Annotated in this window: 24 protein-coding genes; all 24 read right to left on the minus strand. The window is 65.2% G+C overall.

The features are described 5' to 3' along the window. Positions 1-16: 16 nt before the first annotated feature. Entirely contained in the window at positions 17-2,338 is a 2,322-nt protein-coding gene (locus tag C995_RS0106685; protein ID WP_018864188.1) for a nitric oxide reductase activation protein NorD, read from the minus strand. Between the two features lie 22 nt (positions 2,339-2,360). Then, a complete protein-coding gene (locus tag C995_RS0106690) occupies positions 2,361-3,164 on the minus strand; it encodes a CbbQ/NirQ/NorQ/GpvN family protein (RefSeq protein ID WP_018864189.1) in 804 nt (267 codons plus the stop codon). A gap of 80 nt (positions 3,165-3,244) precedes the next feature. After that, a complete protein-coding gene (locus C995_RS0106695; RefSeq protein WP_018864190.1) occupies positions 3,245-3,655 on the minus strand; it encodes a hypothetical protein in 411 nt (136 codons plus the stop codon). Next, entirely contained in the window at positions 3,652-4,287 is a 636-nt protein-coding gene (parA, locus tag C995_RS0106700) for a ParA family partition ATPase (protein WP_018864191.1), read from the minus strand. The genes C995_RS0106695 and parA overlap by 4 nt, the downstream gene beginning before the upstream one ends. 64 nt (positions 4,288-4,351) lie before the next feature. Continuing rightward, entirely contained in the window at positions 4,352-4,633 is a 282-nt protein-coding gene (locus C995_RS0106705; protein ID WP_012982279.1) for a 4a-hydroxytetrahydrobiopterin dehydratase, read from the minus strand. A gap of 32 nt (positions 4,634-4,665) precedes the next feature. Next, complete coding sequence (locus C995_RS0106710) at positions 4,666-5,091, minus strand: bacterioferritin (RefSeq protein ID WP_018864192.1); 426 nt, start codon at positions 5,089-5,091, stop codon at positions 4,666-4,668. Positions 5,092-5,101: 10 nt separating this feature from the next. After that, complete coding sequence (locus tag C995_RS0106715) at positions 5,102-5,416, minus strand: BMC domain-containing protein (protein WP_012982277.1); 315 nt, start codon at positions 5,414-5,416, stop codon at positions 5,102-5,104. A gap of 68 nt (positions 5,417-5,484) precedes the next feature. Beyond that, on the minus strand, positions 5,485-5,778 hold the full coding sequence (locus C995_RS0106720; protein WP_012982276.1) for a BMC domain-containing protein: 294 nt from the start codon (positions 5,776-5,778) through the stop codon (positions 5,485-5,487). Positions 5,779-5,809: 31 nt separating this feature from the next. Continuing rightward, a complete protein-coding gene (locus C995_RS0106725) occupies positions 5,810-6,109 on the minus strand; it encodes a BMC domain-containing protein (protein WP_012982275.1) in 300 nt (99 codons plus the stop codon). Between the two features lie 44 nt (positions 6,110-6,153). After that, positions 6,154-6,486, minus strand: a complete 333-nt coding sequence (locus tag C995_RS0106730) for a carboxysome peptide B (protein ID WP_018864193.1) — start codon at positions 6,484-6,486, stop codon at positions 6,154-6,156. A gap of 4 nt (positions 6,487-6,490) precedes the next feature. Then, positions 6,491-6,742 (minus strand): carboxysome peptide A, encoded by a 252-nt coding sequence (locus tag C995_RS0106735; protein ID WP_012982273.1) that lies wholly within the window; start codon positions 6,740-6,742, stop codon positions 6,491-6,493. Between the two features lie 16 nt (positions 6,743-6,758). Next, the gene (locus C995_RS0106740) at positions 6,759-8,324 is read right to left on the minus strand and encodes a carboxysome shell carbonic anhydrase (RefSeq protein WP_369771646.1); all 1,566 of its coding nucleotides are present in this window, start codon (positions 8,322-8,324) and stop codon (positions 6,759-6,761) included. A 29-nt stretch (positions 8,325-8,353) separates the two neighbouring features. Further along, the gene (locus tag C995_RS0106745) at positions 8,354-11,290 is read right to left on the minus strand and encodes a CsoS2 family carboxysome shell protein (RefSeq protein WP_018864195.1); all 2,937 of its coding nucleotides are present in this window, start codon (positions 11,288-11,290) and stop codon (positions 8,354-8,356) included. A 161-nt stretch (positions 11,291-11,451) separates the two neighbouring features. After that, complete coding sequence (locus tag C995_RS0106750) at positions 11,452-11,784, minus strand: ribulose bisphosphate carboxylase small subunit (protein WP_018864196.1); 333 nt, start codon at positions 11,782-11,784, stop codon at positions 11,452-11,454. 69 nt (positions 11,785-11,853) lie between these two features. After that, positions 11,854-13,275 carry a form I ribulose bisphosphate carboxylase large subunit gene (locus C995_RS0106755; RefSeq protein WP_018864197.1) on the minus strand — a complete coding sequence of 474 codons (1,422 nt, stop codon included), beginning with the start codon at positions 13,273-13,275 and terminating at the stop codon, positions 11,854-11,856. A 302-nt stretch (positions 13,276-13,577) separates the two neighbouring features. Then, complete coding sequence (locus C995_RS0106760) at positions 13,578-16,679, minus strand: efflux RND transporter permease subunit (RefSeq protein WP_018864198.1); 3,102 nt, start codon at positions 16,677-16,679, stop codon at positions 13,578-13,580. A gap of 14 nt (positions 16,680-16,693) precedes the next feature. Then, positions 16,694-17,806, minus strand: a complete 1,113-nt coding sequence (locus C995_RS0106765) for an efflux RND transporter periplasmic adaptor subunit (RefSeq protein WP_018864199.1) — start codon at positions 17,804-17,806, stop codon at positions 16,694-16,696. Further along, positions 17,803-18,552, minus strand: a complete 750-nt coding sequence (locus C995_RS0106770; RefSeq protein ID WP_018864200.1) for a TetR/AcrR family transcriptional regulator — start codon at positions 18,550-18,552, stop codon at positions 17,803-17,805. Before C995_RS0106770 ends, C995_RS0106765 begins: the two co-directional genes overlap by 4 nt. Before the next feature lie 107 nt (positions 18,553-18,659). Next, on the minus strand, positions 18,660-19,334 hold the full coding sequence (locus C995_RS0106775) for a type 1 glutamine amidotransferase domain-containing protein (protein ID WP_018864201.1): 675 nt from the start codon (positions 19,332-19,334) through the stop codon (positions 18,660-18,662). A 364-nt stretch (positions 19,335-19,698) separates the two neighbouring features. After that, positions 19,699-20,325, minus strand: coding sequence for a peroxiredoxin (locus tag C995_RS0106780; RefSeq protein ID WP_018864202.1), 627 nt, complete (start codon positions 20,323-20,325; stop codon positions 19,699-19,701). 182 nt (positions 20,326-20,507) lie between these two features. After that, positions 20,508-21,164: a hypothetical protein gene (locus C995_RS0106785; protein WP_018864203.1), complete on the minus strand. Its 657-nt coding sequence runs from the start codon at positions 21,162-21,164 to the stop codon at positions 20,508-20,510. A gap of 238 nt (positions 21,165-21,402) precedes the next feature. Next, positions 21,403-22,785 (minus strand): sigma-54-dependent Fis family transcriptional regulator, encoded by a 1,383-nt coding sequence (locus C995_RS0106790; protein ID WP_018864204.1) that lies wholly within the window; start codon positions 22,783-22,785, stop codon positions 21,403-21,405. Between the two features lie 115 nt (positions 22,786-22,900). After that, entirely contained in the window at positions 22,901-23,905 is a 1,005-nt protein-coding gene (gene cydB, locus C995_RS0106795; RefSeq protein WP_018864205.1) for a cytochrome d ubiquinol oxidase subunit II, read from the minus strand. A gap of 3 nt (positions 23,906-23,908) precedes the next feature. Further along, the gene (locus tag C995_RS0106800; RefSeq protein ID WP_018864206.1) at positions 23,909-25,315 is read right to left on the minus strand and encodes a cytochrome ubiquinol oxidase subunit I; all 1,407 of its coding nucleotides are present in this window, start codon (positions 25,313-25,315) and stop codon (positions 23,909-23,911) included. Positions 25,316-25,516 lie beyond the last annotated feature (201 nt).

A 25,516-nucleotide genomic window follows, 5' to 3' on the forward strand; every position in this document is an offset into this window, starting at 1 on the left:
CATGCGTGGCGACCGGTTACCGCGTAAGGCCCGCGTACAGCATCGGGAGCTTTTCCGGGAGCCGCTCGATCTGGTCCAGCACCATGAAGTGCTGGGCCCCAAAGATACGCTCGACGTATTCGTCCGCCTGCGGGTCGAGGCTCATGCAGAAGGTATAGACCCCCTTGCGCCCGACCTCCTCTACCGCCCGCTTCGCGTCCTGACGCAGATACTGCGGATCACGCACGTCCGTATCCGCCGGTTCGCCGTCGGTGATGATCAGCAGCAGCTTTTTCGCCGTGCCCTGATTGTGCAGCAACTGGCCGGCATGGCGGATGGCCGCTCCCATGCGGGTGGACAGCTGGCCTTTCATCCCGGCGAGACGCGCCTTCGCGGTGTCGTCGAACGGGGCATCGAAATCCTTGAAGCGGTAGTACTCGACGTCGTGGCGTCCGTCGGAGGCGAAGCCGTGGATGGCGAACGGGTCGCCAATGCGCGAGATCGCACCGGACAGCAGCGTGGCCGCCTCGCGCGCCAGTTGCACCACGGTCGTCTCGCCGTCGCCGATCGTCTCGTTGGTCGACTCCGACAGGTCCAGTAGCACCAGCACGGAGAGATCGCGCACATGGCGCAGATTGCGCACATAAATGCGCTCGTCGGGCTGACGGCGCATGCGGACATCGATCTGCGCCTCGACCAGCGCGTTCACGTCCAGCTCGTCACCCTCCGGCTGCTTGCGCATGCGCTGCACGCCCTGGGGCTGCATCGCCTCGATCAGGAACTTCAGGCGCGAGACCAGCGGCTTGTGCTTGTCGTAGATGGCCTCGATCTCCTCGATCTCGCCCTTTCGCGGGCGCCGCTCCAGCAGCGTGACCCAGTGCGGCCGTTCCAGCTGCATCTGGTAGTCCCACTCGTGATAGTGGAACGGCAGCGAGATCGGCTCCTTGCCCTCCTGCTGGTTGATGCTTTCGTCTTCGCCGTCGCGGAACCACTCGGTCGCCAGCACCATGATCTGCTGGGCATCGTCGCCGGCGTTCGGCACATCCAGCGTGTTGATCATCTCCATCGGGGTGACGTAGAAGCGCTCCTGTCCGGAGCCGTGCGCGGCCAGGACCTCCGCCTCTTCCTCTTCACGCCCGAAGTTCCAGAGATAGCGGTTGTCGTCGCGATAGAGGACATCCGGCGCGACCTTGGCCGGGTTCATATAGCCCTGCTCGGGGAACTCGGTCGCCAGCGCCTCGGCCAACTCGCGGGCCAGGCCTGCGGCCTCGAGGTCCTCTACCCGTTCCGCAAAAGCACTCACGGCCTTCTGCACGAACGGATGCGGGTCGTGATAATCCGGATCCAGCAGGGCGCGCGCGGTGCGCGCCAGCAATGCCTGCGGCGTCTCGCCATCCTCCGCCGTGGCGGTGTGCAGCGGCACCCAGATCTGGCGCAGACCCGGGAACGCGGCGATCGCCAGGGCCTCGATGCGCGCGTCCTCGAACAGCTCGGTCAGGATGCCGACCACGCCCCGTGGCCCCTCCTCCGGCTGCATCTCGCGGGTGTGCACCACATGGGACGCCGCGTGCGCGGCCGCCGCGCGATAGAGGTCCAGCCCGGTCAGGCCCTCGACATCGTCGTAGGCATCCGGCAGGAAGATCGTGAAGCCCTCGATGTACGGACGATACCCCTCGCGCGATTCGAAGTCGCCACTGGTCGGGCGCATGAAGAAATCACGCGCCCACAGCGAGCGCAGGTAGAGGTTGATCCGGCGCTGCACGTCGACGAACAGCGTGCCCCGGCGCTCCTTCTGGAACACCGAACGCGACTCCGGCGACTCCAGGCCAAAGTAGGCAATCTGGGCCTCGAGGTCCGTGCGGTGCGCCTGCGCGCCCCACGTCGCCCAGCGCCGCAGCCCGCCCAGCGTCAGGTGGGTCAGCAGCTCGTCCAGGTGCTCCAGCATCGGCCGTACGCCGCGCGGCGCTTGCCCGAGCAGGTTATCCAGCAGGCGCAAATACCCTTCGAACAGCGAATAGTCGCCAAGCCGCTGAGCCGCGACCGGGCTGGTCTCGATCACCAGAGTGATGACCGCCGCGGAGGTCTTGGAATACATCTTGATCGCGGAGCTGAGCAGTTCCGCAACCGCATCCTCGCCCAGCTCCTGGGCCAGTGCCGGCGCCTCCTGTACGAAGGCGACGACCATCTCCGAACCGCGCCCGAGGGCCTGGAGACTGCGGGCGCCTTCAAGGTAGTAGCGCTTGAGCCCGCTGGCGCTGAAGGCGCGACTGGCCTCCTGCCAGGAACTCTCCAGCACCTCCGCGGCGTGGTTCCCCAGATCGTCGAGGAGGTCCTGGTAGTCCTCCAGATGGATGCTCATGGGTTGGGCGCCCCGAGCTGCGCTAGAAGAACGTGGTGACGGCCGAATCCAGCGCGTCGCGCATGTCCGGATCGTCGGTGATCGGCCGCACCAGGGCCATGCGGCAGGCACCCAGCGGCTCCACACCCTTGGCAATCAGAGAGGCGGCGTAGACCAGCATGCGGGTGGAGATGCCCTCGTCCAGGCCATGACCCTTCAGGTTCCGCGCCCGCTCGGCCACACTGACCAGCTTGCCGGCCATCTCCTCGTTGATCTTGCCCTCGTGGGCGACGATCTTCGCCTCGGTCTCGTGATCGGGGTAGTCGAAATCGAGCGCGCCGAAGCGCTGCTTGGTCGACTGCTTCAGATCCTTCATCAGGCTCTGGTAGCCGGGGTTGTACGATATGACGACCTGGAAGTCCGCATGGGCCTGGACCATCTCACCCTTCTTCTCCAGCGGCAGCACGCGGCGGTTGTCGGTCAGCGGGTGGATCACCACCGTGGTGTCCTGGCGGGCCTCCACGATCTCGTCGAGATAGCAGATCGCCCCGTGGCGCGCCGCCAGGGTCAGCGGACCGTCCTGCCAGCGCGTACCGTCGGCATCGAGCAGATAACGGCCGACCAGATCGGAAGCCGTCATGTCCTCGTTACACGCTACAGTGATCAGGGGCTTGCCGAGCTTCCAGGCCATGTGCTCGACGAAGCGGGTCTTCCCGCAGCCCGTCGGCCCTTTCAGCATCATCGGCATGCGCACCGAGTACGCCGCCTCGTACAGCTCGATCTCGTCCGCGACCGGCTGGTAGTACGGCTCGTCCGTGATCAGGTGATCGCGCAGATCGTCTTGCATTGCCCAGACTCCTCAATCAAAAAGGCCGGGGGGCGGGATGATCTGCACCCCGCCCAGCCCCGGCCCCGAAACGCCGTGGCTCAGTCCGGCCAGATACGATTCGGGTGCAGGTTCTTCCACGGTTCGTCGGCCGTCGCCTTCGCCTTGCCCGGATCCAGTTCGGGTGCGCCGCCGCGCCGGCTCGCGGCCGAGCCGCTGGACTTCGTGGCCGACGTCTTGCGTGTGGACTGTGCGGCCGGCTTCTTGGCCGGGGCCTTCCGCTTGGTCGCAGACCCCTTGCGGGTTGCCGTCTTGCGGGCTGTCCCCTTGGGCGTAGCGGCCTTCTTGGTTGCGGCCGCCTTGGTGCTCGCTGCCTGATGTGGTTGCGTGCTCGCGGGCGTCGCGCTGGTGTCCTTCTTCGGCGCGTTGTCCGCCGCGGTGTTGCTGTCCTTGTCCTGGTCTTCGCGGGCGCTGCGCACGCCGGCCGCCAGCTTGTCTTGCAGATTGCTCATTGCGACACCTCCTCGATGATGGCTTCGATCTCGGCCGCCGCCGGTTCGCCCGGTTTGCCCAGGTCGTACACGGAACAGCCTTCCAGCGCGGAACGCCGATAGATGGCCCGCCGCCGGAGCGATTGTTCCAGCGCGGGTATGTCGATCTCCATCAGTGCATGCTTCATCGCGCGCGACAGCGCACTGCGGACCTCGAGCTGATTGACCACGATATAGGGGCGCAGCGACCGGTTCTTCATCTGCGCCTCCTCCAGACCGCGGCCCATCCGGACGCTGCCCCAAAGATCGACGGGGGATGGCAGAACGGGGATCAGCACCACATCCGAGCCGGCGAGGGCAGCCGTGACCGCCCCGCCCTCCAGGGTCGGCGGACAGTCCACCACGATGTGATCGTAATCCTTGCGAAGCGCCTTGAGTTCGCGGTCCAGCGGACCTGCGACCGCGAACACGGAGGCGGGAAACGGACGCTCGTCCGAGGACATCCGTGCCCACTGGCCGGCCGACGCCTGCGGATCCGCATCGACCACCAGGGTACGCCCTCGGCGCGCCAGACCGGCGGCGAGGTTCATGGAGAGGGTGGTCTTGCCAGTACCCCCTTTCTGATTGACTACCGCGAATACCCGGGAACCCACGTATCAGCCTCCTAGGGCCAGGAACCGGACGGGTCCGGCTCGTGGACTCTGACGTGATGGTCGGTCAACCAGTCGTTTCGCTGGCCAGCCGATCCACCTCTTGCGCGAAACGCTGATCCGCCTCGCCAATCCGGTCGCCGTCGCGCGCATCAATGGTGATGTTCACATACGTCGTACCGAAACTGATATTGGGATGATAGCCATCCTCCTCCGACAGCTCGGCCACCCGATCGAGAAACTCGCGAGTGATGCCGTAACGGTCAAAGGTGAACTGCTTGCTGATGGTCGCCGAGGAGCCCTTGCCCGGCTCCCAGCCGGCCGGCACCACGAGATCGCTATCCGCCATGTACTACTCCAGAACGTTGGACCGGCACGTCCTTAACGAACGGCCGCATCCTGTGCGTCGATCTCCCGTACATGCTCAAGCTCATCCTCCAGGATGCTCTCGAACAGCTCGGCGTCCCCCGCGGCACCCACGCGCCGACAGTACACCGCCGCCTCGTCATACAGGCGCACGGCCTCCATCTCCAGCTCGCGGTTGCGTTCCAGCAACTCGGCCATCGAGCGTCCCAGCCGCACGGGTGCCAGCTGGCTCCCGTTCGGGGCCACCCCATGGTGAAACATGCGGGTCATGAATCGATCCGCATGGTCCAGTTCCTCCTGGGCGTCCCGCCGCAGGCATTCGCTGACATCGCGCATGCCCCACATTGCGGTCAATCGCGCCTGGGCCAGATACTGCTGAACCGCGGACAGCTCATGCGCCACCGCCCGGTTCAGGTAACCCACGATCCGCGGATCCGCCATCGAGGCTGCCTCAGCTGGCCGAGCCGTCGGCAGTCGGGGCCTTCGGCAGGATGCTTTCCACTTCGGAGTGGACGCGGGCAATAATGTGCGCAGCCACCAGGCCGTCACCCACACGCTCGCAGGAATCCGCACCGGCACGCACCGCCGCATTCACGGCACCGGTCTCGCCGCGCACCAGAACGGTCACGTAACCGCCACCGACGAACTGACGACCGATCAGGCGCACTTCCGAGGCCTTGGTCATCGCATCCGCCGCTTCAATTGCCGGCACCAGACCGCGGGTCTCGATCATGCCCAGGGCCACACCAGAAATTTCGCTCGCCATTGCTAACCTCTTTTACAAACGGGCCGCCGGGCCGATCGGCCGCGGCGGCGTTCATCCCCGGTAGGGACTTACGGCTTTTCCGGGAGGATGTTTTCCACCTCGGAATGCACACGGGCAATGATGTGCGCAGCCACCAGGCCGTCGCCCACACGCTCGCAGGAATCCGCGCCGGCACGCACCGCAGCGTTCACGGCACCGGTCTCGCCACGCACCAGAACGGTCACGTAACCGCCACCGACGAACTGACGACCGATCAGGCGCACTTCCGAGGCCTTGGTCATCGCATCGGCGGCTTCAATCGCCGGCACCAGACCACGGGTCTCGATCATGCCGAGGGCCACACCAAAGTTTTCGCTAGCCATTACTCAACTCCTATCAAGCGTTACTGATGAATTACTTTTCAACCTGCTCGGGCAGGATGCTTTCCACTTCCGAATGCACGCGGGCAATGATGTGCGCAGCCACCAGGCCGTCGCCCACACGCTCGCAGGAATCCGCACCGGCACGCACGGCGGCGTTCACGGCACCGGTCTCGCCACGCACCAGAACGGTCACGTAGCCGCCGCCGACGAACTGACGACCGATCAGGCGTACTTCCGAGGCCTTGGTCATCGCATCGGCGGCTTCGATCGCCGGCACCAGACCGCGGGTTTCAATCATGCCCAGCGCCACACCAAAACGTTCAGTTGCCATTTCTCTTTCTCCTGGAGTTACAGTTTTTCCAATTAAAATGACGCTCAAGCCGCCTTGTGGGTACTAGCAGAGCGCTGTGCATCGGCCTGGTCTTGTCCAGCCATGTCCTTCGACCCTTCCGTCTTTCTGCCACCATCGTCCCAGTGGTCGATGATGCCGCCGATCGTCAGATCGGTTGTCACCTTGGGGTCATCGAGCGCGTAGCGCGCGGCCGATCCAGAGATCGTGAACACCCAGTTACCCGGGTGTGCACCGACCGGATCCACGGCCACGCTGAGCGCGCCCTTCTGATCCACCAGCACGCGCAGCGACATGGTCTTGAGTCCGTCCACGCGACGGGTCACCACCAGTTCGTCCTGCACCTGCATAATTTCCATGGAGCTACTGCTCCTCCCAGTAGTCGATGATCCCTACGATCGTCGCATCACTGGGGTATTCCTTGCTCCCCGCGGCCTCGCGTGCGGCGGACGAACCCACCACGATCACCCAGTCCCCGGGGACACAGCCGACCGCGTCCACCGCTACCGTGCGCGGCCCGCCGGCCTTCTCCTGCACCACCAGCAAGGGACGGTGGCCCAGATCCCGGATCCGGTTGGTCGAAACCAGCGTCTTCTCTACCTTGCAGATCTTCATTCCGTGTCCCGTTAGCTCAACCGGCGAGCGGTTCCAGCTGGCTGCCGCTGCGCTTGTCGCGAATCACCATGTGGCACCCGATCAGGCCCTTTTCGGCCAGTTCGCGGTAGCGCGCCATGATCTGGTCGCGAATCCGCCGGCAGCGCGCCTCGACCCGCTCGCGCGACCCCGGCACCTTGCGGTCGTAGCGGTAATGGATCACCACCGGTACCGGCAGACCCCGCTCGACATTCAGCTGCCGAAAGATCTTGTTCACCCCCACGTCCATCCCGTGGGCGCCCTCTTCCATCGTCTCCAGATGCGCGAAGTAGGCAAAGTTGCGTACCTGCATCTCCTCGACTTCCTGGCCGACGATGATCACCCGCTCGCGGTGGCCCACGTCGGCGTAATGCCCGTTGTGGTAGCGCGCCACGTAATCGAGCTGCGAAATATTATTCAGCAGCAGCCGCGAGATTAGCCGAAGCATCCCCTCGTGCGGTCCCCCGTTGCCGTGTCCCCAGCCCTGCTGGTGGATCGCGTCCTGGATCGCCTGATAGACGCGCAGCTCTGCGTCACGGCCATTCAGGTCCTGCGTCTCCCGATACACCTTCGCGCTGTCCACGAAGCGGTACAGACTCATCCGCGTATCCGCGTCCGGGATATGGATCTTCACCGCATCCGTATCCGTATCCACACCGATCAGCAGCGTGTCGACCGAGGCCCCACAGCAGTAGGTGTTCTCGATCGCCTGACGAAACGCCCGCAGCTGCCGCAGCGCGGCATCCGCTGCATCCCGTTCGCTGTTGCCGTGCGCCGCACACCCCTGGTGATGCGGGTCCGCACTGCTGTAGTGATACGCCGCGATCTTCAGGTACCGACTCGGCACATCCGCCGTGGTCGGCCGCCCCTCGCGAAACCGCAACAGCTCGCGTTTCGTCCAGTGGCGCACATCCTCTTCGATGTCGAACTGCGCCCCGGCATAACTCTTTACCCGAACGGCCAGGTCCGGCAGGCGCAGAATAAAGCGCCGCAGGCTCAACAGCCGCCCGTCGGAACAGGGCGAGATGTCCACTTCGTGGAAGTCGCAGTCGAGGAAATACGCAATCGCGCGTTCCGCCTCGTCCACCAGGTCATCCCGACCCGCCCAGTATTCGTTGACCAGTTGATCGAACAGCTCGAACGTGCCGTGCAGGTACAGTTCGCGCGTATCCAGATCATTGATCCACGCATCCTCCAGGACGCGTTCCGGCAACCGATACCCGAGGTTGTCCTCGACAATCCGTTGCGCCTTTTCCTCGAAGTCCCGCTCGTGCTGCAGCGCGTGGACCTCTTTCAGTACCGGCACCAGATTCGCAAACCGATCGCGAAAACCGCTCTCGAACGCGTACAGCCGTTCGTTGTCGGCGACATCCGCGAGCGGATGCCCGGGTTTCAGCACGGTCGGTTCCACCGGGGCCTTTGCCTTGGGCGGCACCGCGCTCACCAGAGGCTGCGCGGTACCCGTGCTCGACCCTGGCGTTGCCGGCGACCGGACGGCACTTCCCCGCGGCGTCGCGTAGCGCGTGCCAAACGGAGAAGTCTTGCGGCGGCCTCGGCGCACCATCGTGGTCGTATTGCCTCCTTACTCGCCGCTTAGCCGCGGGCACCGCCGGACAGGGTTACCAGAGAGCCGCTGCCGCTGTTCCCGGAGGAACCGGTGATCTTGCTCATTGGCACTTCCTTGCGCTCCAGCTCGCGGTTGACATAGGCGCTCCGGCCCTCGCCCCGCGGGTTGCCCTTCTGCGTCGCATTCCGGCGCGTGGAGAACCCTTCAGTACCCGTCACGCTGTTGCCACGGCCCCAGTCATCGCCAGTGATCGTCACCCCGTTACTGCTCCCGTTGACGGTCACGCGCTCGGCACCCGTCTTCGGGGCCTCTTCGGCCTGGGCCGGCACCGGTTGGTGGCGATCCGGCTGATAGCGGAACTCTTCCGTACCCGACACCAGGCCCGTGGCCTTGTTGATCGGGCCGGTAATACCACCCGACGCGCCATAGGCGGTCCCGGTTACGCGGCGTTCGCGGCGCGCCCAGGCCTCGCGGGCCGGACTCTGCACACTGAACCCGGCGTTGGGCATCTCGTGGGCCGGCACTTCGGCGACCGGCGCGGCCACGGCGGCCTGCCCTTCCGGACGCAGCCGCGGATGCAGGCTGCTCGCCGCCGTCGGACAGGTCGCAGCGAACTCGTTGGCGCCAACATAGGGTGCACCCGAGACGTCCTGGCATGCTCCGCGTTCAGTGCCGGTCACCCGCTCGTCATAACCCGGCTGGCTGCCGGAGACCGGATGCGCGGGCGTCGCGTGGCGCTCGGCCACTCGGGTCTGCGCCGTCTGGGCGTCCCGCGGATCGCAATAGGCGTCGTACTGGTCAGCACCGATATACGGCGTACCCGAAACCGGCTTGCACGCACCGTATTCGTCGCCCGTCACTCGGGCCGACCGACCCACGGCGCTGCCGGAGACGTTCTGCTGATTCCAGGTGCGGCTCACGGAGACCTTCTCCGGACCGGCCTGCGGACGGGTGCCACAGAAGGCGTCGTAATGCTCGGAGCCGACATATTCCGTTCCAGTGATCGGCTTGCAGCCGCCGTATTCATCACCCGTCACGCGCAGCGAGCTCTCGACCTGCGTGCCGGAGACTTCCCGGCCCCGCAGCGTGTGCATCACCCCGACCTTGGGCACACCGCCGGCGGCCGGACGATCGCAGAGGTCGCCGAAATCCGCCTGGTTATAGTACGGCGTACCCGTCAGCGGCCGGCAGGATCCGGACTCGTCACCGGTCACCTTCGGGCTGCGACCCACGGCCGTACCCGTCACGCTCTGGTCTTCCATCGTGTGCAGCTCCTGCACCTTGGCCGGCGTCGGCTCCGGGCGCGTACCGCACATGCCCTTGAACTGTTCCGTACCGATGTATTCGGTCCCGGTGACCGGCTTGCAGCTGCCGTATTCGTCGCCCGTGACTCGCGAGGAGCGCCCGACTTCGGTCCCGGTCAGTTCACGACCGCGAAGCGTGTGCATGACGCCGACCTTCATCGGCGCTCCGTTGGACTTTCCCGCGCTGCAGGGCACCTCGCTGGCCTGCGTGTTCAGGTATTCGGTACCGGTAATGTCGCGGCAGGAGCCGGACTCGTCACCGGTTACACGCGGGCTGCGGCCGACACTGGTGCCGGAGACACCCTCGCCGTGGCTGGTCATCATCACGCTGGTGCGCGGCTTGGTCGACGGCGCGCGAGTCCCGCAGAAGCCTTCGTACTGCTCGCTGCTGAGATACTCGGTCCCGGTGATCGCCTCGCAGGAACCGGACTCGTCACCCGTCACTCGCGCCGAACGGCCGACCTCCGTACCACTGACCTCCTGGCCACGGCTGGTATGGGAGTGGCCGACCTTGGCCGGATTGGCATTCGGGCGCACGTTGCAGTAGCGCTCGTAGTGTTCCAGCCCGAGGTACTCGGTACCCGTAATGTTCGAACAGCTGCCCGCTTCGGCGCCGGTCACGCTTCGGGTACTCTCGACCTGGGTCCCACTGACGTGGCCGCCCGCAAGCGTCGTGCCTTCTTCCACCTTCGGCGGGGCCTCGCTTGCCTGGTGGCGCGGGCGTCCACAGGGACGTCCCGGATCCGAGGAACCGCGACCAATGGTGCACAGTTCTTCGCGACGCTGGCGTGCCACCTCGCGGGTGGACATGCCCTTGCGCTTCGCGGCCTTCCAGGCACCTTCCTGCGGCATGGCACCGCGACCCTTCGAGCCGTTGAAGCGGCGCTTGGTTGCTCGCTTGCCGTTTTGGGCCATCGCCTCGCGACGGGCCATGCAGATCGCACGGACCTCGGAAATCATCGGGTGAGGACCCGCCGCCTCGCCGCCGGACTCCACCTTCTCGCAAAGCGTGTCGAGACCGCTTTCCACCACAGTGTCGCGATCGCTGGAGTCCGCGCTGTAGCCATCGTCGCGCTCGGACTTCTCGCCCTTGCAGCCACAGCCACAGCCCTGCTTCTCTTCCTGTGCGTCTTCCGAGAAGGAGCCCTGCCCTTTCAGCAGGTCTTCCCGGCGCGGCTCCGCGGCCATGGCCTTCTTGCCCTCAGTCGCCAGCGCCTGCCGGCGCAGACGGCAGATCTCGCGACCGCTCATGTGGGAACAGTCGATCTCCATGCCCTGGCTCTGCGACAGCGCCTCGAGCTGACGCGAGCGGTCGGCGCCGCCGCGAGCCAGACCGCCGAGTGCGCGGGCACGGGTGTTGGAACGACCGACCGCCTTCTTGCCCTGGCGCGCCATTTTCTGGCGACGCTCGAGGGCAGCCTGGCGGCCGTTCGAGGCGCCGGCGTGCGCGCCCGGTTCCGGGCGGCGCTCACGGGCGCTGCTGTCGACCTCGAACGAGGGCGACGGCTGAGATTCGCTGGAGTGCGATTCCGGCTCCCGCGCCTGGGGGGCCGGTGCGGAAGCACGCTCGGCCTGGCGCGCCTTTTGCGCGGCCGCGGCGGAACGCGATCCCTTGTTTTGGCCGGTCGACTTCACGGCGGCCTTGCCATTACGAGACATGGCCTTGCGCCGTTCCCGGGCGAGTTCGCGACCCGAGAGACCTTCAGACGCGGATGTCGGATTACTCATGGCACTTCCTTACAGTTGGCGGCAGCAACGGTAATAACGCTTGATGGACAGGCCGGGTGCCACACGCACCCGGCCACCACCGAACCGGGGTCCTAGCGACCGCGGTCGACCACGAAGGCCATGCCCTGGCTCTGGGCGTAGTTATCGTACGCAATGAAGCGCACCATCATGCCCGGGTTGGAGCGGCGGCATTCTTCGATCTCGGACAGCACCGCTTCCACGGACTGCTCGCCGAAGAACGGCAGCTTCCACATGTACCAGTAATGGGACATGGAATTTTCCTTCTCGCTGAACTCGATCGCCGGGTTCCAGCCCTGCGCGAGGCAGTATTCGATCTGCTTGCGCACCTGGTCGGCATTCATCTCCGGCAGGTAGGAGAAGGTCTCGTACTTCTGCGACTGCTTGAAGTTCTGGATATCAGACATGTCGGTAATCCTGTGCTCTGGTTCTTTCTGGGCACGGGCGACGCGCTAGCGCCGCCCGTGCTCGGACGATCACTTGTGCTGGGTATCCAGCTTGTCGACGGTGTCGAACTCGAACTTGATCTCTTTCCACGTTTCCATGGCGATCTTGAGTTCGGGGCTGTGCTGCGCCGCCTGAGTCAGGATCTCCTTGCCTTCGCGCTCGATGTCCCGACCTTCGTTACGCGCCTGGACACAGGCTTCCAGCGCGACGCGGTTGGCCGCCGCACCCGGGGCGTTGCCCCACGGATGGCCCAGCGTACCGCCACCGAACTGCAGCACGGAGTCGTCGCCGAAGATGGAGACCAGGGCCGGCATGTGCCAGACGTGGATACCACCGGAGGCCACGGCGAACACGCCCGGCATGGAACCCCAGTCCTGATCGAAGAAGATGCCACGCGAGCGGTCTTCCGGGATGAAGGATTCACGCAGCAGGTCGATCCAGCCCAGGGTCGCGGCACGGTCGCCTTCCAGCTTGCCGACCACGGTACCGGTGTGCAGGTGATCCCCACCGGACAGGCGCAGGATCTTCGCCAGCACACGGAAGTGGATACCGTGCTTCGGATGACGGTCGAGCACCGCGTGCATCGCACGGTGGATGTGCAGCAGCACGCCGTTGTCGCGGCACCAGTTGGCCAGACCCGTGTTGGCGCAGAAGCCGCCGGTGATGTAGTCGTGCATGATGATCGGCGCGCCAATTTCCTTGGCGAACTCGGCACGCTTGTACATCTCTTCCGGGGTCGGCGCGGTGACGTTCAGGTAGTGACCCTTGCGCTCGCCCGTTTCGGCTTCGGCCTTTTCGGTCGCTTCCTGCACGAACTCGAAGCGGTCACGCCAGCGCATGAACGGCTGCGAGTTGATGTTCTCGTCGTCCTTGGTGAAGTCGAGGCCGCCACGCAGGCACTCGTACACGGCACGGCCGTAGTTCTTCGCGGACAGACCCAGCTTCGGCTTGATGGTGCAGCCCAGCATCGGACGACCGTACTTGTTCAGGCGGTCACGCTCGACCTGGATACCGGAGGGCGGACCACCGCAGGTCTTCACGTAGGCGATCGGGAAGCGCACGTCTTCCAGACGCAGGGCACGGATGGCCTTGAAGCCGAACACGTTACCAACCAGCGAGGTGAACACGTTCACCATCGAGCCTTCTTCAAACAGGTCGATCGGGTAGGCGATGAACGCGTAGAAGGACTCGTCGTCACCCGGGACGTCCTCGATCATGTACGCCCGACCCTTGTAGTAGTCCATGTCGGTCAGGAGGTCGGTCCACACCGTGGTCCAGGTACCGGTCGAAGACTCGGCGGCCACGGCAGCCGCGGCTTCTTCGCGGTCGATGCCCGGCTGCGGGGTGATCTTGAAACATGCCAGCAGATCGGTATCCAGCGGCATGTATTCCGGCATCCAGTAGGTTTCGCGGTAATCCTTGACGCCCGCGGAGTACTTCTTGGCGGCCATGTGGCTTTCTCCTACGCGTTGGTTAATCGTGACGGTCGCCTAGATTAGGAAGGTGCACTGCTAATAACAAATAAATAATCTAGATACGACCAATAGACGTTCGTTTATAGAAAGACCGCTCCGCAATACTCCGCGCAGCGGCATAGGGGTTCGGTTCGCATCAGCGCTCGGTGCCTGCACGGCGACCGAAGCAGGGAATGCGGTGGCTGATTGTAGTCCATGACCGCAGGCAATGCATGCCTTTTGGTCGGCGCCTGGATCGGGGCCGCTCATCCGGGCACGTGAGGCCTGGACGGCAAGGATCAGGCCTGGGCCGCGTCGGTCTCCTGCGCCCTCAGCGTGTCGGCGTAGTGATCGCGCGCGACGTAGGTATAGATGGCCGGCACCACGAACAGCGTGAAGAGCGTGCCGATCGCCATGCCCGCCGCAATCACCAGCCCCATCGCGAAGCGCGAGCCGGCACCAGCACCGGTGGCCAGCAACAGCGGCACCATCGCCACCACGGTCGCCGTGGTCGTCATCAGGATCGGCCGCAGACGCAGGCTGGCCGCCTCCTCGATCGCATCGCGCAGCGGACGCCCCTGACGCTGCAACTGGTTGGCGAACTCCACGATCAGGATGCCGTGCTTGGCGATCAGGCCGATCAGGGTCAGCAGCCCCACCTGTGTATAGATGTTCAGCGAGGTCACACCCAGGCTGATGAAGATCAGGGCGCCGGCGATCGACATCGGCACCGTGGTCAGAATGATCAAGGGATCACGGAACGACTCGAACTGCGCGGCCAGCACCAGGAAGATCACGACCAGCGCGAAGAAGAACGTGACGACCAGATCCCCACCCTCGGCCTTCAGCTGCCGCGACTCGCCGGCGTAGTCCACGTTCACATCGGGCGGCAGCACCTCGGCGGCAATCCGGTCGATGATGTCCAGCGCCTCCCCGAGCGTGACGCCGGGCCGTGGCACCCCCTGCAGGGTCACCGCGTTCAACTGCTGGAAGCGGTTGAGCTGGCGCGGCGTGACCGTCTCCTCCAGCGTCACGATACTGGACAACGGTATCGGCTCGCCGTCCGCAGTGCGCGTGTACAGCTCTTCCAGCTGCTCCGGCGTCAGGCGGTCGGAACGCTGGACCTGCGGGATCACGCGGTAGCTGCGGTTCTCCATCGCAAACCGTCCGGCGAACCCACCGGAGAGATAGGTCGCCAGGTCGGCATTGAGCGTCGCCATGTCGATGCCAAGCTGCGAGGCACGCTCGCGGTCGATCTTCAGATCGACCCGTGGCTGGTCGAAGTTGAGATCGGTATCCAGAAATATGAAACGGCCCGTGGCCATTGCACGGTCCTTGATCTCCTCGCTCAGTTCGTTCAGCTCCTCGAACGAGCTGGTGGAGCCGAACACCACACTGACCGGTGCACCCTGCCCCGGGGTGGGCAGCTGCGGCGGCTGAATCGCGAACACCTCCAGGGCCGGCAGCCCCTCCAGTGCCGGCTGGAGGTCCTCTTCGAGGATCTTCGCGGTCGAGCGCTCGCGCTGATCCCAGGGCGACATCACAAAGCCACCCAGGGCCTGGTTGGTCGCCCCGGCCATGCCGGGCCCGCCGCCAAAGCCGTTCACGATAAAGATGTTGTCGAGCTCGGGGATGCGGTCGAAGAAGCCGTCGGTCAGCGCGGTGTTGCGCTCCAGATAGTCGATCCCCATGTAGGCATCGCCCTCCATGATCGAGAAGGCGAAACCCTGGTCCTCCTGTGGCTCGAGCTCGGTCTGCGAGGTCACGAACAGGAAGTAGCAGGACACCAGTACGATGGCGCCGAACACGGCAATGGTGAAACGGTCGTTCAGCGCCCCGTGCAGCCGCCGGCGATAGCGCTCGCGCAGGCTGTCGAAGCGCGCGTCCAGCCACGACTCGATGCGCCCGCGTCGCTCCACCGCACCATCGCGCAGGATTTTCGAGCACATCATCGGCGACAGCGTGATCGCAACAATCCCCGAGATCACAACCGTCGCCGCAAGGGTGAACGCGAACTCGATAAATAGCGTACCGGTCAGCCCCCCGATGAAGCCCAGCGGCAGGAAGACCGCCACCAGGGTGGTCGACATCGCGACAATCGGCCAGGCGAGTTCGCGCGCGCCCCGGAGCGCCGCATCCATGCGCGACATGCCCTCCTCGATATGCCGCGAGATGTTCTCCAGCATGATGATCGCGTCATCGACCACAATGCCGATCGCCAGCACCATCGCCAGCAGGGTCAGCAGGTTCAGCGAGAACCCCATCAGCAGCATCAGCATGAAGGTCCCAATCAGGGACAGCGGCACCGCCACCGCCGGGATCAGCACACTGCGCAACGATCCGAGGAACAGATAGATCACCACCAGCACGATCAACAGCGCCAGCGCGATCGTCGTCAGCACCTCGTCGATCGCACTCTCGATGTAATCGGTGGAGTCGTAAACAATCTCGCCCTCCAGCCCCGAGGGCAGGCGCGGCTCGATGCGCTCGTCGAAGATCTCGCGGACCTCGGCGATCACCTCCAGGGCATTGGCATCCGGCGCCAGTTCGATGCCGATGAAAGTCGCCGCCTCGCCATTGAAGCGCACCGAGGTGTCGTAGTTCTCCGAGCCCAGTTCCACCTCGGCGATATCGCCCAGGCGCACCAGGTCGCCATCCTGCTCGAACAGGATCAGTTCCTCGAAGGCCTCCGGGGTCTGCAGGTCGGTATCCGCGGTCAGGTCCAGGCTCACCATCGAGCCCTTGGTCTGCCCCACCGCGGAGAGGACATTGTTGCCCTCCAGCGCCGACCGGACATCGCGTCCGGTCACGCCGTAGGCCGCCATGCGGTCGGCATCCAGCCAGGCACGCATCGCAAAGCTCTGGTCACCGAGGATCTCGGCCCTCTGCACACCGTTCACGGTGGCCAGTTCCGGCTGCACCTCGCGGATCAGGTAGTCGGTGGTCTGGTTGTTGGACAGCCGATCGGAATAGAACGACAGGTACATCGCCGCGACATCGTCACCCACCGACAGGTCCACGACCGGGTCCTCGGCCTCCGAAGGCAGATCGCTGCGAATCTTGTCCACCTGGGCGGAGATCTGCGTCAGCGCCTCGTTCGGGTCATAATCCAGCTCCAGGAACGCCTGCACCGTGCTCATCCCCGGCAGGCTGCTGGATACGATGTAGTCGATCCCCTCCGCCTCGGCGATCTCGCTTTCCATCGGCGTGGTAATGAATCCCTGCACCAGGTCCGCATCCGCGCCGATATAGGCGGTGCTGACCGTGACCACCGCGTTCTGTACTTCGGGGAACTGACGCACGTTCAGGTCGAACACCGCCCGCACCCCGAACAGCAGGATGAACAGGCTGACCACAGTGGCCAGCACGGGCTTCTGGATGAAGATATCGGTGAAGCGCATCGTCGCGGGCCCGCTCAGCGATTGGTCGGCCGCGGATCGCGTTCGGCATCCGGCTGGGCATCCTCCGTGATCTTCACGGGGGTCTCGTTCTGCAGCTTGAGCAGGCCACTGACCGCGATCTCGTCGCCCTCTTCCAGGCCACCCACAACGCGCACAAGGTCACCCCGGCGCTCGCCGATCTCCACCAGGCGCTGTTCCACGCGCTTGTCGCCGTCATCGTCTTCAAAGATCACGAACACCGAATTGCCCCAGGGCGCGAAGCGAATCGCCGTCTGCGGGACCACCAGGCCCTCCTCCGGCTCGCCACGCTGCAGCGTGACCCGGGCGAACTGGCCTGGGCGCAGCCGATGGTCCTCGTTCGGAATCATCGCCTGTACCCTGAACATGCGGGAGGCCGCGCGTACGCGTGGTTCGATCGCAGTGATCTGCCCCTCGAAGGTCTCGCCGTAGGCATCCACGGTCACCTCGACCTCCTGACCCAGTTCGACATTCGCCAGCCGACGCTCGGGCAGCGTGAAATTCACATACAGCGGGTCCAGCGCCTCCAGCACCACGATCGGATCGCCCGGCCCGACGAACTGGCCCTCGTTGACCTGACGAATGCCCAGCTGCCCGTCAAAGGGCGCACGCAGACGCTTCTGGCGAATACGGGCATCCTGTGCCTTGACCGCCGCCTCGGCCTGTTGTGCCTCGGTCGCACGGCGCTGGAACTCCGAGTCGGAGATGTCGTTGCGCTGCACCAGACCCCGCGCACGTTCCAGCTCGCGCGCCGCCAGCTGCGCCTCGGCGCGCAGACTTTCCAGCTCTGCCTCGTCCAGTTCGGTATCGAGCTCGACCAGTGTCTCGCCGGCCTCCGCGAAAGCCCCGTTGGCGAAATGGATGCGATCGACAATGCCCTGCGCCTCGAAGCTCAGGGTGGCCCCCTGCACCGCCTCCAGATCCCCCACCGCACGCAGCTGCGGGGCCCAGCGATCGGTCTCCACCGTTGCCGCGTTGATCGTTGCCGTCGGCTCCGGCATCTCGTCGAAGTACTCCGCGATCTGCTGGTCGACGAAGGCCTTGAAGCCGAAGATGCCGCCCAGGACGACCGCCACGCCCAGCAGCATCAGGAAAAATCGCTTGCTCATCGGGTTTCCTTGGGGAGTGCTGATTCATGTACACGCTCGCGCAGGGCCGCGCGCACCCGCTCCGTCTCGGCACGCACCACCGAGGGTTCGTCCGGATCGATCCGCGGCTCCCAGCGCCAGCCGGTCAGCAGTGCATGGGTGTGGCGGATCAGGTGCTCATACGGGCGGTGGATGTCGTAGGCATCCAGCAGCCCCTGGGCATTCGCAAGCGCCTGCATCCCGGTGTTCAGCGCCCAGGGGCCCAGCCCCATCTCCTCGTCGCCCATCTCCTGCGCGGGCGGCAGGTCCTTGTTGGCCCGCGCCTCGGCCACCACCGCGGTCACGGCCTCGCTGATCGGCTTGGCGGCTTCCAGCAGCTCCTGCCGGCGCACCTCCGATGTGCTCGCCCAGATCACCTCCGTCGTCACGAACTGGGTCAGGCGATAGTAGTCCGGATTCGCCTGCACGAAATCGATATCGGCCAGCACCATCGCCAGCATTCGTGAACGGGTTCCCAGCGCCAGCCCCGGAATGCGCCGGAACAGCTCCGCGCGCTGGCGCGTCGTCCGGGTCGCCACGGCCGCCAGAAGATCTTCCTTGGAGTTGAAATGCTGGTACAGCGTGCCGGTCGCGTACTCGCAGGCGGCCGCCAGACGCGACATCTGCAATGCCAAAAGGCCCTCCGAGCGGATCAGCTCGTGGGCCTTTTCGACAAAAAGTGTCTCGCGCGCCTCGCGCTCGCGCTGCCGGCGGTGCTGGGTTCCCATCCGCGCACCCTAACGAATTGGCGCCAATATTTGAACCGTGTTCAAAGTCACAGAAATAAAGACGGCCGGGGCCCGTGGGCCCCGGCCGTATGCTCCAGGCCGCGTTGTCAGCTGGATTCGCGAACGAGCCGTACGATCGCGTCCGCCACGCTCTTGCTGGATTGCGGGTTCTGCCCGGTCACCAGCTTGCCATCCACCACCACATGGTCGGCCCAGTCCTCGGCGGTTTCGACCTCCCCGCCCAGCTCGGCGAGGCGATCCTGCAGCAGAAAGGGCACCGCGCGATCAAGCTGCACCGCCTTCTCCTCACTGTTGGTGAACGCAGCCACCTTGCGCCCCTTTACTGCCGGGCTGCCGTCCGCAAGCATCGCGCCAACCAGACAGGCCGGTCCGTGACACACCGCCCCCACGACCTTGTCATTTTCCAGAAATTCACCGACCAGGCGCTGAACGTGCGGGTTGTCCGGCAGATCGAACATCGTCCCGTGCCCGCCGGGGAAGAAGATCGCGGCATAGGCATCGTGATGCATACCCTCGTCGAGCTGGATGGTGTCATCCAGCGCCTCCTGCGCCGCCACGGCCGCCACCCCGGGATGGCTTGCCTCCAGGCTCTTCGGGTCCAGGGGAACGGGCCCGCCCTTGGGACTGGCCACCTTGATCTCGAAGCCGGCCTTGCGGAAGCGGTCATAGGGCACCGCGAACTCGTCGAACCACACCCCGGTCGCCTTGCCAGGGGAGATCTCGTCGTGGCTCGTCACCACCATCAATATCGTCTTGCTCATCCCGCGAACTCCTGTGGTCTCCATACAAACCGGTGGACTCGCCACCGTCGGACAGGGTTCCGCGGTCCCGCTTCACATGCGCGTCTCCCTGGAGGTCGTCCACCGACTCGTTGCCCAGGACCTCGCGGCGCCGTCGCCTCCCTGGAGGTCGCGCGAGACCACTGGATCTTGCCTCTCCACAGCCCGCCGCAACGGCGGCATGTACCGCAGACGCTTGACATTCAACCGGTCGCCGGCAGGGTCCACCGTACACGGTCGCGCCGGGCCCCGAACGAAAAAAGGCCCCATGAAGGGGCCTCGGAAAGGTCGCGGGATCGGTGCCCGCCCGCTGGTGGCGGGCGGGCACCAAAGCCCCGGATCGGGATCAGACCTGGGTGTAGCGCAGGTAGGAGCGGATCTCCTCGAAGCCCTGCGGGAACTTCTTCTGCGCGTCCTCGTTGCTGACCGTCGGCGGGATGATCACGCGATCACCCGGGGTCCAGTCGGCCGGCGTGGCGATACCGTGCTGGTCACCGATCTGCAGTGCATCAATCACACGCAGGATCTCGTCGAAGTTGCGGCCCACCGACATCGGGTAGGTCATCATCAGCCGGATCTTCTTGTTCGGGTCGATAATGTAGACCGAACGCACCGCGGCGGTCTCGCTCTCGCCCGGGTGGATCATCTCGTAGAGCTCGGAGATCTTCTTGTCGGCGTCGGCAACGATCGGGAACTCCAGCGTGGTGTTCTGGGTGTCGTTGACGTCCTCGATCCACTTGTTGTGCTCGTCGACGGTATCCGTGGACAGGCCCAGCGGCTTCACGTTGCGCTCCGCGAACTGCTGCGCGAGCTGGGCAGTGCGGCCCATCTCGGTGGTGCACACCGGCGTGAAGTCGGCCGGATGGCTGAAGAAGAAGCACCAGGAATCGCCGATCCACTCGTGGAAATCGATCTTGCCCTTGGTGGTGTCAATCTGGAAGTTCGGGGCGGTATCACCCAGTCGAAGTGCCATGATGTACTCCTTTCTCGATAATCAATGGTTTGCAAGTTTCGGGGCCGTCTCGGCTCCCCGTGGAAACCAAGGTATCGCACCCCCCTTTCATTAGCTATTACTAATTCTCTAAGGCCGCGATAGCCGGTACCTAAGACGGTCCGCAACAAGGGCAGACGGCACCCCGAGCGGCCCGCCCGTCACTACATGCGGCGAAAGAGCTCGGCCAGGTCGTCGCGCATCGGCTGGCGCCCCATCTCCTCGGTGGCGAATTCCGAGCCGTCGAAGGACACGCGCAGCATCACCGCCTCGCCGGCCTCCATGTCGGGCATCAGGGCAACCATCGGGCGCCCGGTCAGGTATTCGGCAACCGCCTCGTCCATCTCCGCCGCGGCCTGTACCTGCTGCTGCATCCAGGTGGAGATATGCAGCATCAACGTGCCGTCCCACTCGGCCTTCGCGAGCTCGACAAGCAGGGCGTGGGCCAGGGCCACGTTGTCGTCACGGCTGGCGCCGGCGCCAAAGGCGAGATAGGTCACCTCGGCGTCACCGATCGCCGCTACTGCGTCGGCGGCATCCTCGGGCCCTTCCATGCCCGCGATGCTGAACCCGGCCTCCGGGTTGGCGGCCAGCATCCCGGCCCCGAGACCGCCGGTCAGCGCGCCACAGATCGCGGAACGGTTGTTGACCACGGCCAGCGACTCGGCCTCCATCATGCTCGCAATGGCCTGTCCGACATTGCCGCCCGCCATGGCGCGAACGGTCTGCTCCTCGCCAAACGAAAGCGACTCGGCTGCCGCCGTGAGCGGTGCGGCCAGCAGCGCGGCCGAGAGAGACAGTGCAATGGTCGTCTTTTTCATCAGTTCACCTCGTGTTGGTGGTTGGGAATATTCGGTATTTCTGATTCCTGGTGCATCACATCACTATGGTCCGGCCGGCCGGGCGCGGCCCTTCTGGTGTTCGGGAGTTGTTGCTATGCAGCTCCTGGGGCCTTGCAGCATCACGCTGCGATTCATGTTTCTCCGACCGCGGCATACTGCGCAGACGGGGACACTCGCCGCAGTTGGCCCGTCAGAACCCGTACCAGCGACCGCCCGGTCAGTCGTCTCGATCCAGTTCCCGCAAGCGCCGGTACAGGCTGCGCTCGCTCAGGCCCAGCCGGCGCGCGAGGCTCCGCCGATCACCCTGGTGTACCGCCAGGGCGTGGCGCAGATATTCGCGCTCGATCTCTTCCAGAGGACGCAGTTCCCGCGGATGGACCAACTCCGCGTAACCCTCTCCGGCCGCACCCGCCTCCGCGCGCGCGGCCTGCCGGCGCACCGGCTCTGGCAGGTGCTCCGGCCGAATCGGGCCACCATCCGCCAGCAGGGCCGCGCGTTCCAGGATGTTGCGCAGCTCGCGTACGTTACCGGGAAAGGCATACCCCTCCAGGAGTCGCATCGTGGCGTGGTCCATGGTCGGCCGCGGCACCTGCTCGGAGCGATCCAGCATGGCGGCGACCAACAGCGGGAGGTCGCCGCTGCGCTGACGCAGTGGCGGCACCTCGATCGGAAAGGTATTGATCCGGTAGAACAGGTCTTCGCGAAATTGGCCATTCCGCACCATGGCCTCCAGATCCCGGTGGGTGGCGCAAACCAGTCGAAAATCCGCACTCCGAGACTCGATCCCCCCGACCCGGCGGTAGGCGTGTGTCTCCAGCAGGCGCAACAGCTTCACCTGCTGCCCCAGCGGGATGTCGCCCACTTCATCCAGGAACAGCGTACCGCCGGCCGCGGCCTCGACCAGACCGACCTTGGCCGAGGCCGCCCCGGTGAAGGCCCCCTTCTCGTGGCCGAACAACTCGCTCTCGAAAAGGGACTCGGTCAGCCCGGAACACTCGACCGCGACAAAGGGCTTGTCGCGGCGCGGGCTTTCTTCGTGGATGGCCCGGGCAATCAGCTCCTTTCCGGTACCGGACTCGCCCAGCAACAGCGCCGAGGCATTGCTCGGTGCGACGCGACTGATCATGCCCAGCATGGTATTGAACGCCCGCGAACGCCCGACCAGCCCGATGGCCCCGTCCTGCGGGCTGGACACGGGCAGATGGTGGAGTCGCTCGACGAAATAGCGGACCTCGCCTCCCGGTCCCAGGATCGGCGTCAGCTCCACGTCCACGTGCTCACGCCCCTGCGCCGTGTGATGCACATGCAGGACACGCTCCCGGCGTCGGCTGGCGAGTGCCGCTTGCAGCGGGCAGGCCTCGCCGGCCTCGTCGCACGGCCGCTGATAGCCGTGGGACGCCTCATGGCAGGCGCGGGAGGAACCATCGGCGTCCGTGCCATAGACTTCCTGATAGGCCGTATTGGCCGCCAGGATCCGGTAATCGGGCGACAGCAGGATCGAGGGCTCGCGAAAGGCCTCCAGTACCTGTCGAATCGCCGAGAGCTCCGTCTCGTCGCCACATGGAATCGCCAGTCGCCTGATCGTCACGTCTTCTCGCATGGGCCAGATATCCAGGGGAGGCGCCGCTGCGGTGGTCCTCCGATGACTCTGCCCAATAGACACGCTCAACCGAGGTACGTTCAGTGGCATCACGGCCGGTCTCTCCGGATCCCGCCTAGTGGTACCCGGTCTCGGGCGTCACCTTTCCGCGGAAGACCCAGTACGTCCAGGCGGTGTACCCGAGGATGATCGGGATCACGAACAGCGCACCAACCAGGATAAACAGCTGCGCATCGGGCGACGACGCCGCGTCCCAAAAGGTGTAGTCCGGCGGCACCACGTAGGGCCACTTGCTGACCAAAAGTCCCAGATAGGTCGTAATGAACAGCGCGATGGTCGCTACGAACGGGATCCCCTCGTCACGCCGCCGCACCGCCCGGATCAGTATCCAGGCGGAGAACAGTGCCAGCGCCGGAAGCACCCACAGGTACTGCCAGGTACCCATCCAGCGTTCCATCACCTTCGGGTCGATCAACGGCGTAATCAGGCTCACCGCCGCGAACACCAGCAGGACCAGGGCCAGCAGACCGGGCACCACGCGGTAGGCAAAGGCCTGGGTCTCACCATCGGTCTTGACGATCAGCCAGGTCGCGCCCAGCAGCGCATAGCCCGCCAGCAGCCCGATGCCGGTCAGCACGGTAAACGGCGTCAGCCAGTCCAGCGGTCCGCCGGCGAAGCTCAATCCCTCCATCTCGAAGCCCTGAATATAGGCACCCACGACGGCCCCCTGGGCAAACGCGGCTACCGCGGATCCCACGGCAAAGGCCACGTTCCACAGGCCTTTCGACTTGTTGGCCTTGAAGCGGAACTCGAACGCCACCCCGCGGAAGATCAGCCCGGCCAGCATCAGAAAGACGCCAATATAGAGCGCCGGCAGGAACACCGAGTACACCAGCGGGAAGGCCGCCAGCAGCCCCGCCCCGCCGAGGATCAACCAGGTCTCGTTGCCATCCCATACCGGGGCGACCGAGTTCATCATCACATCGCGCGAGGTCTCGCCCGGGGCGAACGGGAACAGGATCCCGACCCCCAGATCGAACCCGTCCATCAGCACGTAGGCGATGATGCCGACGGCGATAATCACCACCCAGATCAGCGTGATATCAAGCGTGGTTTCCATGGATCAGCTCCTTGTACCGCCGGTGGCGGCATCGTCGATCGAGGTATCGGCCGCCGACAGGGGCCGCTTCGCGTGGGCCGGGGCGTGCCGGACCTCGGCGGTCTCCGGTCCCTTTTGCACGATACGGATCAGGTAATAGACGCCCGCGGTGAATACGGCCGCGTAAACCAGCACGTAGCCGATCAGCGTGAACAGGGCCATGCCACCGGTCAGCGCCGGGGTGACGCCCTCGGCGTGGGTCATCACGCCGTAGACCAGCCAGGGTGCACGACCGGTCTCGGTCACGAACCAGCCGGCCAGCACCGCGACAAACGGTGCCGGAATCATCCACGTCAGCCCCTTCAGGAAGCGCCGAGAGCCGTACATCCGGCGTCGGAGGCGCAGCCAGGCCCCGGCCAGGGCAAAGACAATCATCACCAGGCCGATCGCGATCATGATGCGGAACGACCAGAAGACGATCCCGACCGGCGGGCGCTCCTCGGCGGGCACCTCCAGCAGGCCGGGAACCTCACCGTCCATCTCGTGGGTCAGGATCAGGCTGGCCATCTTCGGGATGCCGATCTCGAAGTGGTTGGTCTCGTTGGCCGCGTCGGGGATCGCGAACAGCAGCAACGGCGCCCCGCGTTCGGTCTCCCAGACGCCCTCCATCGCCGCGACCTTGGTCGGCTGATGCTCGAAGCTGTTCAGGCCATGGATGTCGCCCACCACCAGCTGGGCCGGCGCCGCCAGCAGCAGCACCCACATCGTGGTACCCAGCGCCTTGCGATTGACCAGCACATCGCGCTCGCGCAGCAGGTACCAGGCCGAGACGCCGGCGACCACGAAGCCCGCGGTCAGCAGCGAGGCCAGGCCCATATGGAAGAATCGAGGCCAGAAGCTCGGGTTGAAGATCGCCTCGATCCAGGAGCTCACATGGAAGACACCGTCCTGCAATTCGAAGCCCACCGGCGTCTGCATCCAGCTGTTCGCGACCAGGATCCAGAACGACGAGATGAAGGTACCCAGCGCCACCATCAGCGCCGAGAACAGATGCACACCCTGCGGTACCCGGTCACGGCCGAACAGCAGCACGCCGAGGAAGGCCGCCTCGAGGAAGAAGGCCGTCAATACCTCATAGGAAAGGACCGGGCCGAGGAAGTTGGCGGTCGCATAGGAGAATGCGCTCCAGTTGGTCCCGAACTGGAACGACATCACCAGGCCGGAGACCACCCCCATCCCGAACACGACCGCGAAGATCTTGATCCAGAACTTCGAGATCTGTGTGTAGAGCGCCTCGCCGGTCTGCCAGGCGCGGAATTCGAGGAAGGCGATAAACGAAGCCAGCCCGATCGTGAAGACCGGAAAGATGGCGTGAAATGAAACCACGAATGCAAACTGGATTCGCGATAGCAGTATCGGGTCGAGCTCCATGACTATCCTCCACTGTGAGGGGTGCGCCGGACCGGGCGCATCACCAGCCACCTAACAAGTACCGTGCCAGTCAGCCCGAACCCCGCTCGACATGCGCCCTGCAGCGCCCGGCGACGTGAGGAGCCACGCATCCCGGATGCCCGGTGGGGTCTCACAGCTGCCATTTCCGGCAGCCCAACACCAGCGCCCGCCAGATTTGGC

Source organism: Thioalkalivibrio sp. ARh3, from assembly GCF_000377265.1.
GTDB lineage: Bacteria > Pseudomonadota > Gammaproteobacteria > Ectothiorhodospirales > Ectothiorhodospiraceae > Thioalkalivibrio > Thioalkalivibrio thiocyanoxidans.